Consider the following 17,137-nt stretch of genomic DNA (forward strand, 5'->3'; position numbering starts at 1 on the left):
GCAGCGGTGACGGCGGTGGAAGACAAAGCGGGCAATACCGCGCTTTGCGCCTATGTCGCGCCTCAGCAGGACGATATTGAAGCGCTCAAAGCCGCGCTGAAAGACACGCTGCCTGACTACATGGTGCCGGCGTTCTGGGTGGAGATGGACGAGCTTCCGGTCACGGCAAACGGCAAGATTGACAAAAAAGCCTTGCCGGCGCCTGACATTGAAGCGGGAAGCGCCGCGTACAAAGCGCCGGAAACGGAGATGGAGACGCTGCTTTCCGACATTTGGCAGGAAGTGCTCGGTCTTGACCAGATCGGCGTAAGCGATAATTTCTTCACGCTCGGCGGCGACTCGATCAAAGGTATCCAAATGGCGAGCCGCCTGAACCAGCACGGGTATAAATTGGAGATGAAAGACCTCTTCCAGCACCCGACCATCGAAGAACTCGTCTCTTATGTGGAGCGGACGGAAGGCAAGCAGGCCGACCAGGGCCCTGTCGAAGGCGAAGCGGAGTTAACGCCGATCCAGCGCTGGTTCTTTGAACGAAACTTTACCGACAAACACCACTGGAATCAATCCGTCATGCTTCACGCGAAAGACGGCTTTGATCCGGACCTGGTGGAAAAAACCCTGCAAGCATTGATTGAACACCATGATGCGCTCCGCATGGTTTACCGTGAAGAAAGGGAAGGCATCATTCAGACATACCTCCCTGTCACAGAATGCAAGGCAAGCTTTGACATCGTTGATCTGTACGGAACTGACGAGGATATGCTGAAAAGCCAGATTCAGCGGCTTGCCGATCATCTTCAGGGCAGTCTTGATCTGGAGAACGGCCCGCTGTTAAAAGCGGAGCAATACCGGACAGAACAAGGCGATCATCTGTTAATCGCGGTTCACCATCTCGTCGTGGACGGGGTTTCATGGAGAATTCTGCTTGAGGATTTCGCTTCAGGTTATAAACAGGCGCAGCAGCAAAACAGCATCGTCCTCCCGCAAAAAACCCACTCCTTTAAAGATTGGGCGGAGGCGCTGAACACATTTGCGCAATCAGAAGAGCTGAAAAAGCAGGCGGATTATTGGGCACAGGCAGATGCGGAAGAACTCCGGCCGCTGCCGAAAGACCATGATCCGAACAAACGGCTCGTCAAACATACGGCGGCCGTGAAATGTGAATTAACTGAGGAAGAAACGGCACAGCTGCTTACAGATGTTCATCATCCGTACGGAACGGAAATCAACGACATTCTGCTCAGCGCGCTCGGCTTAACGATCGGTGAATGGACGGAAAACGGCAAAGTCGGCATCAACTTAGAAGGACACGGCCGGGAAGAAATCATACCGAATGTCAATATTTCACGGACGGTCGGCTGGTTTACTGCCCAATATCCTTTGATTCTGCAAATCAGCAAGGAAGACGGAGTCTCTTCCGTCATTAAAACGGTAAAAGAGACGGTGCGGCGCGTTCCTGATAAAGGTGTAGGATACGGGATTCTCCGGTATCTGTCATCCGATGAAACAGAACAAGGCGCCGCGCCTGAAATCAGTTTTAACTACTTAGGGCAGTTTGACAATGAAGTGAAAACGGAATGGTTTGAGCCGTCTCCATATGATATGGGACGTCAAGTCAGCGAAGAGTCAGAGGCGTTATACGCACTGAGCTTCAGCGGGATGGTTACAGGCGGCCGCTTCGTCATTTCCTGCTCATACAATCAGGAAGAATATGAAAGAAGCACCGTCGAAACACAGATGCAGCGGTTTAAAGACAATCTCTTAATGATCATCCGCCATTGCACGGCCAAAGAAGAGAAAGAATTTACGCCGAGCGATTTCAGCGCGCAGGATCTTGAAATGGATGAAATGGGAGACATCTTTGACATGCTTGAGGAGAATTTAACGTGACAAAAACAGATCACAGAAGGGGGGAGCGGAGCAGATGAGCCAATTCAGCAAAGATCAGGTTCAGGACATGTATTATTTGTCGCCGATGCAGGAGGGAATGCTGTTTCATACTCTCCTGAATCCCGGCCAAAGCTTTTATATCGAACAAATGACAATGAAAGTAAAAGGCAGCTTGAATATCAAATGCCTTGAAGAAAGCATGAATGTGATCATGGACCGGTACGATGTATTTCGTACCGTGTTCATTCACGAAAAAGTAAAAAGACCGGTCCAAGTCGTATTGAAAAAACGTCAGTTTCAGATAGAAGAAATCGATCTGACACATGTAACGGACAGCGAGCAAACAGCCAAAATCAATGAATACAAAGAACAGGATAAGATCAAGGGCTTTGATTTGACGCGGGATATTCCGATGCGGGCAGCCATTTTTAAAAAATCGGAAGAAAGCTTTGAATGGGTGTGGAGCTACCACCACATCATTTTGGACGGCTGGTGCTTCGGCATCGTCGTGCAGGATCTGTTTAAGGTATACAATGCCCTGCGCGAACAAAAGCCGTACAGCCTGCCGCCGGTCAAACCGTATAAAGACTATATCAAGTGGCTTGAAAAGCAGGATAAACAAGCATCACTGCATTACTGGCGCGGGTACTTAGAAGATTTTGAAGGACAAACGACATTTGCGGAGCAAAGAAAGAAACAAAAGGACGGCTACGATCCGAAAGAGCTGCTCTTCTCACTGCCGAAGCAGGAAACAAAAGCATTTACCGAGCTTGCAAAATCGCAGCATACCACTTTGAGTACGGCGCTGCAGGCGGTTTGGAGTGTATTAATCAGCCGCTACCAGCAGTCCGGCGATTTGATCTTCGGCACAGTCGTTTCCGGGCGCCCCGCAGAAATCAAAGGCGTTGAACATATGGTCGGGCTGTTTATCAATGCTGTTCCGAGGCGGGTGAAGCTGTCTCGGGATACCACATTTAACGGCTTGCTCAAGCAGCTGCAGGAGCAATCGCTGCAGTCTGAGCCGCATCAATATGTGCCGCTCTATGACATCCAAAGCCAGGCCGATCAGCCAAAGCTGATTGACCACATCATTGTGTTTGAAAATTATCCGCTTCAGGATGCAAAAAATGAAGAGAACAGTGAAAACGGCTTTGATATGGAGGATGTACACGTTTTTGAGAAATCGAATTATGATCTCAACCTGATGGCTTCTCCAGGTGATGAGATGCTGATTAAGCTTGCCTATAACGGGAATGTGTTTGATGAGGCGTTTATCCTGCGCTTAAAATCTCAGCTTCTCACAGCGATTCAGCAGCTCATCCAGAAGCCGGATCAGCCTGTCAATACGATCAGCCTTGTTGATGAAAAGGAAAGAGAGCTTCTGCTTACCGGCTTAAACCCGCCGGCTCAGACTCATCAGGCGAAGCCTCTGACGGATTGGTTCAAGGAAGCGGTGAATGTAAATCCTGATGCGCCGGCGCTTACGTATTCCGGCCAGACTCTTTCCTATCGTGAATTAGATGAGGAAGCGAACCGTCTTGCGCGCCGTTTGCAAAAGCAAGGTGCGGGCAAAGGCTCCGTTGTCGCGTTGTACACGAAGCGCTCGCTTGAACTGGTGATCGGCATTCTCGGCGTATTAAAAGCAGGAGCGGCTTATCTGCCGGTTGATCCGAAGCTGCCGGAAGACCGAATCTCGTATATGCTGGCTGACAGTGCGGCAGCCTGTCTGCTGACACATCAGGAGATGAAAGAAAAAGCGGCTCAGCTGCCGTATACAGGAACAACACTCATCATCGATGATCGGGCACGGTTTGAGGAACAGGCAAGCGATCCTGCAGCCGCAATTGATCCCGATGATCCGGCGTATATTATGTATACGTCCGGCACAACCGGAAAGCCGAAGGGCAATATCACCACTCATGCCAATATTCAAGGATTGGTCAAGCATGTAGATTACATGGCATTTTCTGAAAAAGATACGTTCTTATCTGTTTCCAATTACGCCTTTGACGCATTTACCTTTGATTTCTACGCATCAATACTGAATGCGGCACGGCTCATTATCGCAGATGAACATACACTGCTTGATACAGAACGGCTCACTGATCTGATCCGGCAGGAGAATGTCAATGTCATGTTTGCGACAACCGCACTTTTTAATCTTCTCACCGATGCGGGAGAGGAGTGGCTGAAGGGGCTTCGCTGTGTGTTATTCGGGGGTGAGCGCGCGTCAGTGCCTCACGTCAGAAAGGCGCTTGAGATCATGGGGCCTGGCAAGCTGATTAATTGCTACGGGCCGACTGAGGGCACGGTGTTTGCGACAGCTCACGTCGTGCACGACATACCGGATTCCATTTCCTCATTGCCGATCGGAAAGCCGATCAGCAATGCCAGTGTTTATATTCTGAACGGGCAAAATCAGCTTCAGCCATTTGGGGCTGTCGGTGAACTGTGCATCAGCGGAATGGGTGTATCAAAAGGGTATCTGAACCGTCATGACCTGACGAAGCAAACGTTTATCCCAAATCCGTTCAAGCCGGGAGAAACGCTTTACCGCACAGGGGATTTAGCACGCTGGCTGCCGGATGGAACAATTGAATACGCCGGGCGTATTGACGACCAGGTCAAAATACGCGGACACCGGATTGAGCTTGAAGAAATCGAAAAGCAGCTGCAGGAATACCCGGGTGTGAAAGATGCGGTCGTTGTTGCAGACCGCCATGAGTCCGGAGATGCATCAATCAATGCCTACCTCGTGAACCGGACGCCGCTTTCAGCTGATGACGTAAAGAGGCACTTGAAAAAACAGCTTCCTGCTTACATGGTGCCGCAAACCTTTACTTTCTTAGAGGAGCTTCCGTTAACGACAAACGGGAAGGTCAATAAACGGCAGCTGCCGAAACCGGATCAGGCTCAGCCGGCGAAAGAATGGATCGGGCCTCGAAACGCGACGGAAGAAACAATTGCGCACATCTGGTCCGACATCCTCGGCAGACAGCAGATCGGGATTCATGATGATTTCTTCGCGCTCGGAGGCCATTCCTTAAAAGCGATGACGGCAGCGTCGCGCATTAAAAAAGAGCTCGGTGCTGATATCCCGGTGCAGCTGTTGTTCGAAGCGACGACAATCGCAGACATTGCCGGTTATCTGCTTCACGGTGAAGAAAAAGGAATGAAAGATCTCACCATCATGAATAAAAATCAGTCTGACACACTGTTTGCGTTCCCGCCGGTTCTCGGTTACGGGCTGATGTACCAGCCGCTGGCAAAACAGCTGTCCGGCTATCGAATCTGCGCGTTTGATTTTATCGAAGAAGACAACCGCATCGAACGCTACACAGAGCTGATCAATCAGCTCCAGCCGGAAGGACCGGTCAAGCTGTTCGGATACTCGGCAGGCTGCACGCTCGCCTTTGAAACGGCCAAACAGCTTGAAGCCGAAGGACGTAAAGTGGAGCGGCTGATCATGGTCGATTCCTATAAAAAACAAGGCGTCAGCGACTTAGAAGGCCGCACCGTAGAAAGTGATGTCCAGGCGCTGATGAAGGTAAACCGGGACAATGAAGCGCTGAATAACGAAGCCGTCAAAGAAGGTCTCGCCAAAAAAACAAACGCGTTTTATTCTTATTTCGTGCATACCGTCAGTACCGGCACGGTTAATGCGGATATAGATCTATTAACGTCAGAACCGGACTTTGCGATGCCACCGTGGCTCGCTGCGTGGGAGGAAGCCACGACAGGTGAATACCGTGTGAAAAAAGGCTGCGGCACTCACGCAGAAATGCTTCAGGGAGAATGTCTCGAAAGGAATGCGGCATATTTGCTCGAATTCCTAAGGGAGGAACATCTGAAGCTGACAACTTCACGATAGAAAAGGAGGAAGCCCGCCAATGGTCCAGCTCTTTAAATCGTTCGATACCACGGAAAAAACGCAGCTTATCTGTTTTCCGTTCGCAGGAGGCTATTCCGCATCATTCCGCCCGCTCCACACCTATCTTCAAGGTGAGTGTGAGATGCTTGCCGCGGAACCGCCGGGACACGGAACAAATCAAATGTCCCCCGTTGAGGATTTTGAACAGCTTGTCAGTTTATACAAGCAGGAGTTGAATCTCCATCCTGACCGCCCGTTTGTGCTGTTCGGCCACAGTATGGGAGGCATGGTCGCTTTCAGGCTGGCGCAAAAGCTGGAGCGGGAGGGGATTTACCCGCAGGCCGTGATCATCTCAGCCATTCAGCCGCCGCATGTGGAAAGGAAAAAAGTGTCTCATCTTGATGATGAAAAATTTCTCGCCCATATTATTGAACTGGGCGGAATGCCGCAGGAGTTAGTGGAGAATAAGGAGGTCATGTCATTTTTCCTGCCTTCTTTCAGATCCGACTACCGCGCGCTTGAAAGCTTCCGTCCGTCTGATTCTCACATCATTCAATCACCCGTCCATATTTTTAACGGGCGGAAAGATAAAAAATGTATCAAAGATGCGGACGGATGGAAAAAATGGGCCGGCAATCCCGTATTTCATGAGTTTTCGGACGGCCACATGTTCATATTAAGTGAAACTGAAAAAGTGGCGGAACGAATCTATGAGATTATTAACAGGAGCACTGCAGGCCAATTGTTATAGGATATGACAGACAGCATTCGCTGTCTGTTTTTTGTAACAAAATCTGCCCGTGAGTTTTCTCATTTATCAAAAATTTTATGTTATGATTTGATGGAATATAATTTTGAAGGGATTGTCGTACATGAATGATGCAGCAAAAGAGCTGAACAGAACATTATCTGAAGAAAACCCGCACGTGCTTCATATGCTTTCTGATTTGGGCAGAGAGTTGTTTTATCCGAAAGGGGTGCTGACACAATCGGCGGAAGCGAAAGCCAAGGCCGGAAAGTATAACGCCACGATCGGGATTGCCACCTCACAAGGCGAGTCCATGCACTTTTCCCATATTCAAGAGACACTGTCCGCCTATAACCCCGATGATATCTACGATTATGCTCCGCCGCAGGGAAAAGAGCCGCTCAGACAGGAATGGCTGAAAAAAATGCGTCTCGAAAATCCTTCATTAGCCGGCAAAGACATCAGCACGCCGATCGTGACAAACGCTTTAACACACGGACTGAGCATTGCTGCCGACTTGTTCGTCAATGAAGGGGATGCGCTGCTTCTGCCTGATAAATATTGGGGAAATTACAATTTCATTTTCGGTGTCCGGCGCAAGGCATCCATTGAGACGTACCCGCTTTTTCAGCAGGATGGGCGTTTTAATGCGGCGGGGCTGTCCGAGCTGCTGAAAAAGCAGAAAGAAAAGGCGATTGTTGTGCTGAATTTCCCGAATAATCCGACAGGCTATACGCCGGGGGAAGAGGAAGCGTCAGAAATCGTCAGCGTGATTCTGGAGGCGGCGGAGGCCGGCAAAGAGATTGTCGTGCTCGTAGATGATGCGTATTACAATCTGTTTTACGATGAAACGGCCATTCAGGAATCCATCTTCAGCAAACTCGCCCAAGTGCACGACCGGGTGCTTTGCGTGAAAATAGACGGCGCGACGAAGGAAAATTACGCATGGGGATTCCGCGTCGGTTTTATTACGTACAGCACAAAAAGCGAAAAAGCGCTGCGCGTGCTCGAGGAAAAAACAAAAGGGATTATCAGGGGAACGATTTCAAGCGCCCCGCACCCGTCCCAAACGTTTATGCTGCGGGCGATGCAGTCACCGGAATACGAGAAAGAAAAATCGCTGAAATATAACATCATGAAAAAACGGGCTGACAAAGTGAAAGCCGTTCTTGCAGAAAACAAGCACTATGAAGACGTATGGACGCCTTATCCGTTTAACTCGGGTTATTTCATGTGTGTCCGGCTGAAAGACATAAACGCCGGCGAATTGAGAGTGTCGTTGCTTGAAAAGAGAGGAATCGGAACGATATCCATTAATGAAACCGATTTGCGAATCGCATTTTCATGTGTTGAAGAAGAACACATCGCGGATCTGTTCGAAGAAATTTATCAAGAAGCAAAGCAGCTGCAGAAACAGGCGGAAATATCAGGCTGACAAAAAAGGAGGGGGACACCCTCCTTTTTCTATGCTTACAGCAGCTCTTCATACGTTTTCATCTCAATCCCGTCACAAAAATCGGGATGCGCCGCACAAACGGCCAGCTTATACTCCTCGTCCGCCTCATATGTGCGGATGAAACAAGGTTCATGCCCGTCCGGGAGCTCAATGGACACATGGCCGTCGTCTTTAAGGCGGACGCTGAATGAATCAAGCGGCAGGGAAAGCCCTTTTCCGGCCTGCTTGATAAAGCTTTCTTTCATCGACCACAGGTGGTAAAAATAATCGGTCTGCTGATCGGGGTGTTTCGCTTGCAGATCACTGTATTCCGTCGGTGAAAAAAACCGTTTGGCGATATCAATCGTGCCGGGCTTCATTTTTTCAATATCAATGCCGATCGGTTTTGAATCAACGGCACACACGATCCAGCGCCCAGAGTGGGAAATGTTAAAGTGCATGTCCGGAAGCGCGGGGATGTACGGCTTTCCGTATTCCTGGACGCTGAATGAAATCCCGGCCGGATCAAGTCCGTAAGCCTTCGCCGCAGCGGTGCGGATCAGCATGTCGCCGATCAAGGTGCGGTGAGCATCCTCCTTATGGTAAAAGCGCCGGCATTTTTCCCGCTTTTCGGCGGACACGGCCGCCATCATCCGATCCTCTTCCCCTGCAGAAAGCGGGCGGTCCATATATACTCCGTAAATCTTCATGTCCAGATCCTCCGTCTGAAAATATTGTCAAAACCATCCTATCATATCAGACGAAAGCTGTCCGAAAATAAAAAAACAAAACCGTTTCGGCTTTGTTTTTAATGAACGGACGTTGCCCGCCCGGAGATCGCGTATGTTAACAGTTTAGAGGACTGCGGCAAAGAAAAACGCAGAATCAGCCCCGTCAAAACAGCCGTAATAATGGTTCCGGCGCCGATCGGTCCGCCCATCATCCAGGCTGCGGCAAGAATCGTCAGCTCAATGCCGTTCCGCACCCATTGTACGTTCCAGCCCGTTTTTTCAGATATCAGCATCATCAGAGAGTCCCGGGGGCCCGCGCCGAGCCCTGCTGATACGTAAATACCGACGCCGCAGCCGATCAGCAGCAATCCGATAGAAAAGAACACGGCCGCTAAGGAAAAAGCGTGCGCCTCAGGAAGCAGAAACGAAAAGAAATCAATAAACATTCCCATCAGCACCATGTTTAAGATAGCACCGATTTTCGGGAGCGTCCTCGTGAACAGGCAGGTTAAAGCGACGATGACCGCGCCGACCACGATGGACCATTGTCCGACAGAAAGCCCGAAATGCTGAAAAAGCCCATAATGAAAGGCATCCCAAGGGCTGATGCCGAGAGCTTTTCCTTTAATGGTTAACGATACCCCGAAAGACAAAATCAACAGACCGGCAAAATAAAACGTCCAGCGCATCAAGAATTCCCGCTTCAAAGAGGTCCCTTCTTTCATAAAATTTCATTAATTGTCATTGTAGCATAACCGCCAAAAAAAAGAAGAAGCGAAATCAGTGTTTCGCTTCTTCTCCCGCTCCTACAAAGGATTCAGTATACGATTTAAAAACCGCTGCGTGCGTTCTTCTTTCGGCGCGGAAAAAATGTGGGCCGGCGGTCCTTGTTCCACAATGACGCCGCCGTCAATGAAGATGACTTCATCGGCCACTTCCTGCGCGAATTTGATTTCATGCGTGACGACAACCATCGTCCAGCCTTCGTTTGCCAGATCCTTAATCACTTTGAGCACCTCGCCGACCAGCTCCGGATCAAGCGCTGATGTCGGTTCGTCAAACAGCATCAGCTCGGGCTGAATCGCAAGCGCGCGGGCGATGCCGACCCGCTGCTGCTGACCGCCGGAAAGCTGGAACGGATATAAATCCATTTTGTCTTTCAGTCCGACTTTTTCCAGAAGCTCCATCGCTTCTTTTCTGACTTGCTCCTTGTCGCGCTTTTGCACTTGAACGGGTCCTTCCATGACGTTTTCAAGCGCCGTGCGGTGAGGAAACAGATGATACGCCTGAAAGACCATGCCTGATTTGCGGCGGAGGCGGAGAATATCAGCCTGCTTCACTTTTTTGGAGAAATCTATTGAAAAATCTGAGAATGCCAGCTCGCCGCGATTGGGGATCTCAAGCGCGTTCAGACAGCGCAGAAGCGTCGTTTTTCCTGAACCGGACGGCCCCAGAATGGCGATGACTTTCCCTTTTTCTATCTCCATATCTATCTTTTTTAAAATTTCATTCTGTCCGAATGATTTATTTAATCCTTTGACGGAAAGCATATCGAAACCTCCTTATTTGGCCACATAACGGTCGAGACGCCGTTCGATCACATGCTGTACGATTGACAGCAAGAAGCAGATGATCCAATAAATAAAGGCGGCTTCAATATAGATGACCAAGATTTGATCAAGGTTTTGCGCGCCGATTTCCTGCGCTTTTCTGAACAGCTCCGCGACGAGAATCTGTGACGCGAGAGATGTATCCTTGATCAGGCTGATAAATGTATTTGATAATGGCGGAATGGACACGCGAAACGCCTGCGGCAGGATCACGCGGAACAATGTCTTGCGATAGGTCATGCCGATCGTATAACCGGCTTCCCATTGCCCTTTCGGCACGGATGAAATAGATGCCCGGATGATTTCAGAAGCGTAGGCGCCCACGTTTAATGAAAACGCGATGACTGCGCTTGGGAAAGGGTCCAGCGTAATATTAAATGTCGGGAACAGATAAAAAATGATGAACAATTGAACGAGAAGAGGAGTGCCGCGCACCGCTGATACGTATACGCTGAACACCCATCTCAATGGTTTCATATTTGACATTCTGGCGAGCGCCGTAATCAGCGCGATGATCATTCCGAAAATAAAGGAAAGAATGGTAAGGGGGATCGAGTAATAGATTCCCCCGGAAAGAATCGGCCAGAATGACTGCTGCACCAAATCCCATGGAATGGCTGTTGCAATCACGGGCTCCGGCATGTTACTTAGAAACATCTTCGCCGAACCATTTTTTCGCTATTTTAGAAAGAGTCCCGTCCTCTTTCATTTCTTTTAATGCTTTGTTGACGTGAGTCACAAGTTCGCCGCTTCCTTTTCGGAATGCGAAATACGTCTGCTGCGGCTGGCCTGCTTCAAACGCGATTTTCACGTTTTTATTGCCGGACGTTTTTAAGTAGTTCAGTACGGCAAGTTTATCGTTGTAAGTCAGATCAGCGCGGCCCTGCTGAATGAGCTGAAGGGATTGAGCCATGCCTTCAACGCCTTCAATTTTCGCGCCGGCTTCTTTCGCTAATTTATTGTAATTGCTTGTTAATGACTGAGCCGCTGTTTTTCCTTTGACATCAGCCTCTTTCGCAATCGTGCTGTCTTTTTTCGTCACGACGACTGCATTTGACGTTGTGTATTTATCAGAAAAATCATATTGGTTTTCACGGCCTGTTTTGCCGACTTGGTTGGCGACGACGTCAAACCGTTTCGCGTTTAATCCGGCAAACATGCTGTCCCATTGCGTTTCTTTGAAGTCAGCTTTCAGACCGAGGCGTTTCGCGACTTCTTGAATCACTTCAACATCATATCCGGTCAGTTTGTCACTCTTTTTATCATGGAAGGTAAACGGTTCGTACGTTCCTTCTGTGCCGACGGTCAGTACGCCTTTTTTCTTGACAGAAGCCCAAAGATCGCCGTCTTTTGACTTAGATCCGCTGTCCTGTGAGTTTCCGCAGGCTGCAAGCACCGCGATGCTGACCATCATGAACAAAGCGAATAATGCTTTTTTCATCTTCTTTATTCCCCACTTTTCTGAGTAGTTTTATTGAGAAAAAATAGCTCCCAATTGTAAAGGATAACTTTTTTTTAGTATGAGTCAAGTAATTGGTTTTCATAAGCGGGAATTCTTCGTGTTCTGAGATCAAAATAATTCCAAAAACTGTCTGACAGGCTTCGGCAGGTAGCTGTCTTTCCTCCAGATGACGGACGGTGTCATGACAAACGGGTTGTCTTCGATGATAACCGTTTTGACATGCGAGCGCATATGGACGGGAATCATCGTCAAAGGCAGAATCGTGGCGCCGAACCCTGACGATACGAGGCTCAAAAGCGTCGCGGAGTCATGACATTCACAGACAACCTGAAGGTCGAGACCGTACTGTTCACAAACTTGGAGGACTTGGTCATACACACCTCTTCCATTGACGGTACGCAAAAGGATCAGAGGCAAAGAGGCGATGTCATTCAGTTTAATCGTTTCACCGCACAGTCGTTTTGAATGCTCGGACAGCACCAATACACACGGAATGTCTTCAAGCTCCTTCGATTCAATGCCGTCGTTTTTAATCAAGGTGGTGGTCACGGCGGCGTCAATCTGCCGGGTTTCCAGAAGCTCGAGCAGTGAGACGGGTTCATCTTCCCAAATGTTAAAGGTGAGATGCGGAAACCGCTCTTTCATCTGTGACACTTTCTCAAGCATGAGCGCTGCGCAGTAAATGGTTGACCCGACGGCAAGTGTGCCGGCCACTTCTTCCTTCAGCTCTTGTACCTCGATTATGGCATCCTCAAACTTATGAAGAATCTCTTTCGCTCTTTTCAAAAAGACATTTCCTTCATATGTAAGGGTCATTTGTTTCTTTTTATTGCGGTCAAACAGAATGACGCCCAATTCTTCTTCGAGCTGTTTCAGCTGTCTGCTTAAAGGCGGCTGTGCCATATGAAGCTTTTTGGCGGCCGTCGTGATTTTCTGCTCTTGGGCAATGGTGATGAAATAACGCAATTGCCGGATATCCATGAGAACGCGCTCCTTTCTTTTATACCTTTAAGGTATGATACATAGATTTAACGAATATTTTTCATATGGATATATCAGGAGTATGATGGTTTTGACACCACATTTCAAGCGTAAAGGAGGGGTCAATATGAAGCTCGTCATCGGAATGACCGGGGCAACGGGAGCCATATTCGGGATCAGGCTTTTAGAATATTTAAAAGCTGCGGAGATCGAAACCCATCTTGTCGTGTCTCCTTGGGCAAATGTCACCATTACACATGAAACCGATTATACGTTAAAAGATGTCGAGAAACTCGCATCCTATACGTATTCTCACAAAGACCAGGCGGCGGCGATTTCAAGCGGTTCGTTTGAAACGGACGGGATGATCATCGCTCCGTGCAGCATGAAATCACTGGCAAGCATCCGCACCGGAATGGCTGACAATCTGCTGACAAGGGCGGCTGACGTCATCCTGAAGGAGCGGAAAAAACTTGTGCTGCTGACTAGAGAAACGCCGCTCAGCCAAATCCATTTAGAAAATATGCTAACGCTTACAAAAATGGGTTCCGTCATTCTTCCGCCGATGCCGGCATTTTATAACAAGCCGGCTGACATGGATGAATTGATCGACCATATTGTGTTCCGGACGCTCGATCAGTTCGGCATCCGTCTGCCGGAAGCGAAACGGTGGTACGGAATTGAAAAACAAAAAGGAGGAATCTGATAATGGCCTATCAGGATTTTAGGGAATTTCTCGCCGCTCTTGAAAAAGAAGGGCAGCTCTTAACAGTCAACGAAGAGGTAAAACCGGAGCCGGATCTGGGTGCCGCTGCGCGTGCAGCCAGCAATCTCGGGGATAAAACCCCTGCGCTTTTGTTTAACAATATTTACGGACATCACCATGCGCAGGTGGCTCTGAATGTCATCGGCTCGTGGCCGAATCACGCGATGATGCTCGGCATGCCGAAAGATACGCCTGTAAAGGAACAATTCTTTGAGTTTGCCAAACGGTACGATGCATTTCCGATGCCGGTCAAACGGGAAGAAACCGCGCCGTTTCATGAAAATGAAATAACGGAAGATATCAATCTATTTGACATCCTTCCGCTATTCAGAATCAACCAGGGGGACGGCGGCTACTATTTGGATAAAGCGTGTGTCATTTCCCGCGATCTTGAAGATCCGGACAATTTCGGCAAGCAGAATGTCGGCATTTACAGAATGCAGGTAAAGGGAAAAGACCGCCTCGGCATTCAGCCCGTGCCTCAGCATGATATTGCGATTCATCTTCGCCAAGCTGAAGAACGCGGCGTGAATCTTCCCGTTACGATCGCGCTCGGCTGTGAGCCGGTGATTACGACAGCTGCGTCAACTCCGCTGTTATACGATCAATCCGAGTATGAAATGGCCGGCGCGATTCAAGGGGAGCCCTACAGAATCGTCAAATCTAAATTGTCTGATTTAGACATCCCTTGGGGCGCTGAAGTCGTTCTGGAAGGAGAGATCCTTGCGGGAGAACGGGAATACGAAGGACCTTTCGGTGAGTTCACGGGCCATTATTCCGGCGGCCGCAGCATGCCGGTGATCAAAATCAAACGGGTATATCATAGAAACAATCCGATTTTTGAACATTTATACTTAGGCATGCCGTGGACGGAGTGCGATTATATGATCGGCATTAATACGTGCGTGCCGCTTTACCAGCAGCTCAAGGAAGCTTATCCGAACGAAATTGTCGCCGTGAACGCGATGTATACGCACGGGCTGATCGCCATTATTTCCACGAAAACGCGCTACGGCGGCTTTGCCAAGGCGGTCGGCATGCGCGCCCTGACCACGCCGCACGGACTCGGCTACTGCAAAATGGTCATTGTCGTGGATGAGGATGTCGATCCGTTTAACCTCCCGCAAGTCATGTGGGCGCTCTCAACGAAAATGCATCCGAAACACGATGCAGTCATCATTCCTGACCTGTCCGTCCTTCCGCTTGACCCGGGGTCTGATCCGGCAGGGATGACACACAAAATGATTCTTGACGCCACAACGCCTGCCGCGCCGGAAACAAGAGGCCATTATTCGCAGCCGCTTGATTCTCCGCTGACAACGAAAGAGTGGGAACAAAAACTGATGGACTTAATGAATCAATAAGAAAGGATGAGATTGCAATGAAAACATGCCCGCGCTGTGAATCGAAAAAAGGAGAAACCGTCAGCCAATCGCCGGTCAAAGGCGCTTGGGAAATTTACCAATGCCAAACCTGCTTTTTCACATGGAGATCCTGTGAACCGGAAAGCATCACGAATCCGGCGGCATTCAACCCGGCATTTAAAATTGATCCGAAAGAAACGGAGACGGCCGCACATGTTCCCGCTGTTCCGGAAAGAAAAGCGTAATGCTGACGGAGCACTTGCCGGAGGCGCTTTACACGCTTTTAGACGGGACGGAGCTTGAAAAAAAGCAGCACGACGCATTTGTGCTCCAATCCGTGACAAAAGAAGGCCGTCCGCACGCGGCCATGATCAGCGCCGGTGAAATCGTGGCCGTGAGCAGAACAAATCTTCGGCTCGCCTTATGGAAAAACACGACGACCGTAAGCAGCCTGCTGCATTCGGGACAAGCGCTTTTCATCGCCTGGCACGGAGGAGCCGCATATTACGTCACATTGGAATGTGAGGCGCTTCCGCCGCTGAAAGAGGCGAAACACGAGCGGGAACGGTTCAGCTGCCGCGTGTTCACCGTCAAGGAAGATCGGGCGAAATACGCGGATCTGACATCCGGACCGGCCATCCAGCTCCACGAACCGGAAGATGTCTTGAAGAGATGGAGAGAAATACTTGAGGAGTTAAAACGATAGACGCATAAAAAAGCCTGCGGACGATTCCGCAGGCTTTTCTTTTATTGTACGCCTTTCATCGCCCGTTTAATGACGGGAGACAGAAGAATCAAAATAATACCGAGAATGATCGAAACAAGACCGATTGAGCCGAAGTAGGCCGCTTCAGAAATCTTATCAAACAAACCGACTACTTTTGCGTTCAGGGCTTGACCGCAGGCGTTTGTTAAAAACCACATGCTCATCGTCTGCGCTGAGAAAGCGGCAGGCGCAAGTTTTGTTGTGACGGATAAACCGACCGGTGAAAGGCAAAGCTCACCAAGCACAACCAAAAGGAAGCTGAGCACAAGCCAAAGCGGGCTCACAAGCTCGCCGCTTCCGCCCATAACCGGAAGCACCATGACTAAAAATGATAATCCGGCAAGGATAATGCCGATCGCGAATTTAATCGGTGTTGAAGGCTGGCGTTTGCCGAGCTTCATCCAGATCCAGGCGAACACCGGCGCGAAAATAACAATGAATAATGGGTTCAGAGACTGGAACCATGAAGACTCAAGATGCATGCCCGCAAAGGAAAGTCTCGTGCGCTGATCCGCATATAAAGCAAGAATCGTCGCGCCCTGCTCCTGAATCGCCCAGAACATTGCCGCTGCAACAAACAGCGGAACATAAGCCGCAAGCCGTGATTTTTCCGTTTTCGTCGCTTTTTTGCTTGTGAACATCACGATAAAGTAAATAACCGGAATGACAATGCCGAGGATACTGACGGTGTCAATCACACGCTGGATCGTCAGCCAGCCGGTTTGGATCAGAACGATGATAACGGCTGCTGCGATGACCACTCCGATTCCCGTGCCGATCACTGATGATTTAGAAATCGGATTCGGTACATTGGAGCCTGCTTTGCCGAGGTATTTCTTTCTCGTAAGAGCGAAAACAATCAGTCCGAGGAACATACCGGCCGCGGCGCATCCGAAGCCTAAGTGGTAGTTGTACTTCTGTCCGAGTGTTCCGACAATTAGCGGCGCAAGCAATCCGCCGAGGTTGATGCCCATGTAAAAGATGCTGAAACCTGAGTCGCGGCGCTCGTCTTCCTTCGTATATAAATCTCCGACAACGCTGGATACGTTTGGTTTAAGCAGGCCGGTTCCGATAATGATCAGAGCCATGCTGGTGAAAAACGCCGCCGTGCTGCCAGGGAAGGCAAGAGCGATGTGCCCGAACATAATTAAAATTCCGCCGTAAAATACGGTGTTTGCCGTGCCGAATACCCGGTCGGCCAGCCATCCGCCGATGACGCTCGACATGTATACGAGAGACCCGTATATGGACATGATGGCAACTGCGGTCGTTTTATCAAAGCCGAGACCGCCATGAGCGACTTCCGTGTATAAATAGTAAAGCAATATGGCTCTCATACCATAGTAGGAGAAACGCTCCCAAAATTCGGTGAAAAACAGTGTGAACAAGCCGCGGGGATGACCGAAAAAGCCTCGTTGCGGCACAGTTTCTGTTATAGAGTCCTTATCAATAGATGCCACCTGAGCCAACCCTTTCTTAAAAAAGTGTATTACAAAAATCATATTCTTATATA

15 protein-coding genes are annotated in these 17,137 nt (G+C 49.3%); 8 read left to right on the top strand and 7 right to left on the bottom strand.

What is annotated here, in order from left to right; all coding sequences use genetic code 11:
• The 4 genes from G9F75_RS17485 to G9F75_RS17500 all read left to right on the top strand — a co-directional run.
• On the top strand, window positions 1-1,890 hold a 1,890-nt coding region (locus G9F75_RS17485; RefSeq protein ID WP_260399145.1), incomplete at its 5' end, for a condensation domain-containing protein.
• Between the two features lie 34 nt (window positions 1,891-1,924).
• Window positions 1,925-5,761, top strand: coding sequence for a surfactin non-ribosomal peptide synthetase SrfAC (srfAC, locus tag G9F75_RS17490; protein ID WP_167409263.1), 3,837 nt, complete (start codon window positions 1,925-1,927; stop codon window positions 5,759-5,761).
• A 19-nt stretch (window positions 5,762-5,780) separates the two neighbouring features.
• A complete protein-coding gene (gene srfAD / locus G9F75_RS17495; RefSeq protein ID WP_014416878.1) occupies window positions 5,781-6,512 on the top strand; it encodes a surfactin biosynthesis thioesterase SrfAD in 732 nt (243 codons plus the stop codon).
• A gap of 121 nt (window positions 6,513-6,633) precedes the next feature.
• Window positions 6,634-7,944 (top strand): aminotransferase class I/II-fold pyridoxal phosphate-dependent enzyme, encoded by a 1,311-nt coding sequence (locus G9F75_RS17500; protein WP_021495134.1) that lies wholly within the window; start codon window positions 6,634-6,636, stop codon window positions 7,942-7,944.
• Between the two features lie 35 nt (window positions 7,945-7,979).
• Here the strand turns inward: G9F75_RS17500 and G9F75_RS17505 are convergent, their stop codons facing one another.
• From G9F75_RS17505 to G9F75_RS17530, 6 genes are all read right to left on the bottom strand, one after another.
• A complete protein-coding gene (locus tag G9F75_RS17505; protein ID WP_007410244.1) occupies window positions 7,980-8,654 on the bottom strand; it encodes a 4'-phosphopantetheinyl transferase family protein in 675 nt (224 codons plus the stop codon).
• Between the two features lie 98 nt (window positions 8,655-8,752).
• Window positions 8,753-9,364 carry a YczE/YyaS/YitT family protein gene (locus G9F75_RS17510; RefSeq protein WP_014416881.1) on the bottom strand — a complete coding sequence of 204 codons (612 nt, stop codon included), beginning with the start codon at window positions 9,362-9,364 and terminating at the stop codon, window positions 8,753-8,755.
• A 117-nt stretch (window positions 9,365-9,481) separates the two neighbouring features.
• The gene (gene tcyC / locus G9F75_RS17515; RefSeq protein ID WP_020955310.1) at window positions 9,482-10,225 is read right to left on the bottom strand and encodes a cystine ABC transporter ATP-binding protein TcyC; all 744 of its coding nucleotides are present in this window, start codon (window positions 10,223-10,225) and stop codon (window positions 9,482-9,484) included.
• A 12-nt stretch (window positions 10,226-10,237) separates the two neighbouring features.
• A complete protein-coding gene (locus G9F75_RS17520; protein ID WP_003156375.1) occupies window positions 10,238-10,942 on the bottom strand; it encodes an amino acid ABC transporter permease in 705 nt (234 codons plus the stop codon).
• A complete protein-coding gene (gene tcyA, locus G9F75_RS17525; RefSeq protein WP_014416883.1) occupies window positions 10,929-11,726 on the bottom strand; it encodes a cystine ABC transporter substrate-binding lipoprotein TcyA in 798 nt (265 codons plus the stop codon). The genes G9F75_RS17520 and tcyA overlap by 14 nt, the downstream gene beginning before the upstream one ends.
• Before the next feature lie 129 nt (window positions 11,727-11,855).
• Window positions 11,856-12,728 (bottom strand): LysR family transcriptional regulator, encoded by an 873-nt coding sequence (locus tag G9F75_RS17530; protein WP_167409264.1) that lies wholly within the window; start codon window positions 12,726-12,728, stop codon window positions 11,856-11,858.
• Between the two features lie 91 nt (window positions 12,729-12,819).
• Between G9F75_RS17530 and G9F75_RS17535 the strand changes: the two genes are divergently transcribed.
• From G9F75_RS17535 to G9F75_RS17550, 4 genes are read left to right on the top strand one after another with little or no spacing between them, the layout of a single operon-like run.
• Window positions 12,820-13,434, top strand: a complete 615-nt coding sequence (locus G9F75_RS17535) for a non-oxidative hydroxyarylic acid decarboxylases subunit B (protein WP_104843074.1) — start codon at window positions 12,820-12,822, stop codon at window positions 13,432-13,434.
• Between the two features lie 2 nt (window positions 13,435-13,436).
• The gene (gene bsdC, locus G9F75_RS17540) at window positions 13,437-14,858 is read left to right on the top strand and encodes a phenolic acid decarboxylase BsdC (protein WP_144465018.1); all 1,422 of its coding nucleotides are present in this window, start codon (window positions 13,437-13,439) and stop codon (window positions 14,856-14,858) included.
• Window positions 14,859-14,875: 17 nt separating this feature from the next.
• Window positions 14,876-15,103: a non-oxidative hydroxyarylic acid decarboxylases subunit D gene (locus G9F75_RS17545; protein ID WP_007410250.1), complete on the top strand. Its 228-nt coding sequence runs from the start codon at window positions 14,876-14,878 to the stop codon at window positions 15,101-15,103.
• On the top strand, window positions 15,103-15,564 hold the full coding sequence (locus G9F75_RS17550; protein WP_167409265.1) for a pyridoxamine 5'-phosphate oxidase family protein: 462 nt from the start codon (window positions 15,103-15,105) through the stop codon (window positions 15,562-15,564). The genes G9F75_RS17545 and G9F75_RS17550 overlap by 1 nt, the downstream gene beginning before the upstream one ends.
• A gap of 41 nt (window positions 15,565-15,605) precedes the next feature.
• Here the strand turns inward: G9F75_RS17550 and G9F75_RS17555 are convergent, their stop codons facing one another.
• Window positions 15,606-17,084 carry a peptide MFS transporter gene (locus tag G9F75_RS17555; RefSeq protein WP_012116786.1) on the bottom strand — a complete coding sequence of 493 codons (1,479 nt, stop codon included), beginning with the start codon at window positions 17,082-17,084 and terminating at the stop codon, window positions 15,606-15,608.
• Window positions 17,085-17,137: the final 53 nt, after the last annotated feature.

Source organism: Bacillus sp. EKM208B (assembly GCF_011800725.1).
In the GTDB taxonomy this organism is placed as follows: domain Bacteria; phylum Bacillota; class Bacilli; order Bacillales; family Bacillaceae; genus Bacillus; species Bacillus velezensis.

Coding starts and splice junctions, on each gene's coding strand:
- srfAD (WP_014416878.1), top strand. CDS start 5,781: ATGGTCCAGCTCTTTAAATCGTTCGATACCACGGAAAAAACGCAGCTT.
- G9F75_RS17545 (WP_007410250.1), top strand. CDS start 14,876: ATGAAAACATGCCCGCGCTGTGAATCGAAAAAAGGAGAAACCGTCAGC.
- bsdC (WP_144465018.1), top strand. CDS start 13,437: ATGGCCTATCAGGATTTTAGGGAATTTCTCGCCGCTCTTGAAAAAGAA.
- G9F75_RS17550 (WP_167409265.1), top strand. CDS start 15,103: ATGCTGACGGAGCACTTGCCGGAGGCGCTTTACACGCTTTTAGACGGG.
- G9F75_RS17530 (WP_167409264.1), bottom strand. CDS start 12,728: ATGGATATCCGGCAATTGCGTTATTTCATCACCATTGCCCAAGAGCAG.
- srfAC (WP_167409263.1), top strand. CDS start 1,925: ATGAGCCAATTCAGCAAAGATCAGGTTCAGGACATGTATTATTTGTCG.
- G9F75_RS17520 (WP_003156375.1), bottom strand. CDS start 10,942: ATGTTTCTAAGTAACATGCCGGAGCCCGTGATTGCAACAGCCATTCCA.
- G9F75_RS17510 (WP_014416881.1), bottom strand. CDS start 9,364: ATGCGCTGGACGTTTTATTTTGCCGGTCTGTTGATTTTGTCTTTCGGG.
- tcyA (WP_014416883.1), bottom strand. CDS start 11,726: ATGAAAAAAGCATTATTCGCTTTGTTCATGATGGTCAGCATCGCGGTG.
- tcyC (WP_020955310.1), bottom strand. CDS start 10,225: ATGCTTTCCGTCAAAGGATTAAATAAATCATTCGGACAGAATGAAATT.
- G9F75_RS17500 (WP_021495134.1), top strand. CDS start 6,634: ATGAATGATGCAGCAAAAGAGCTGAACAGAACATTATCTGAAGAAAAC.
- G9F75_RS17505 (WP_007410244.1), bottom strand. CDS start 8,654: ATGAAGATTTACGGAGTATATATGGACCGCCCGCTTTCTGCAGGGGAA.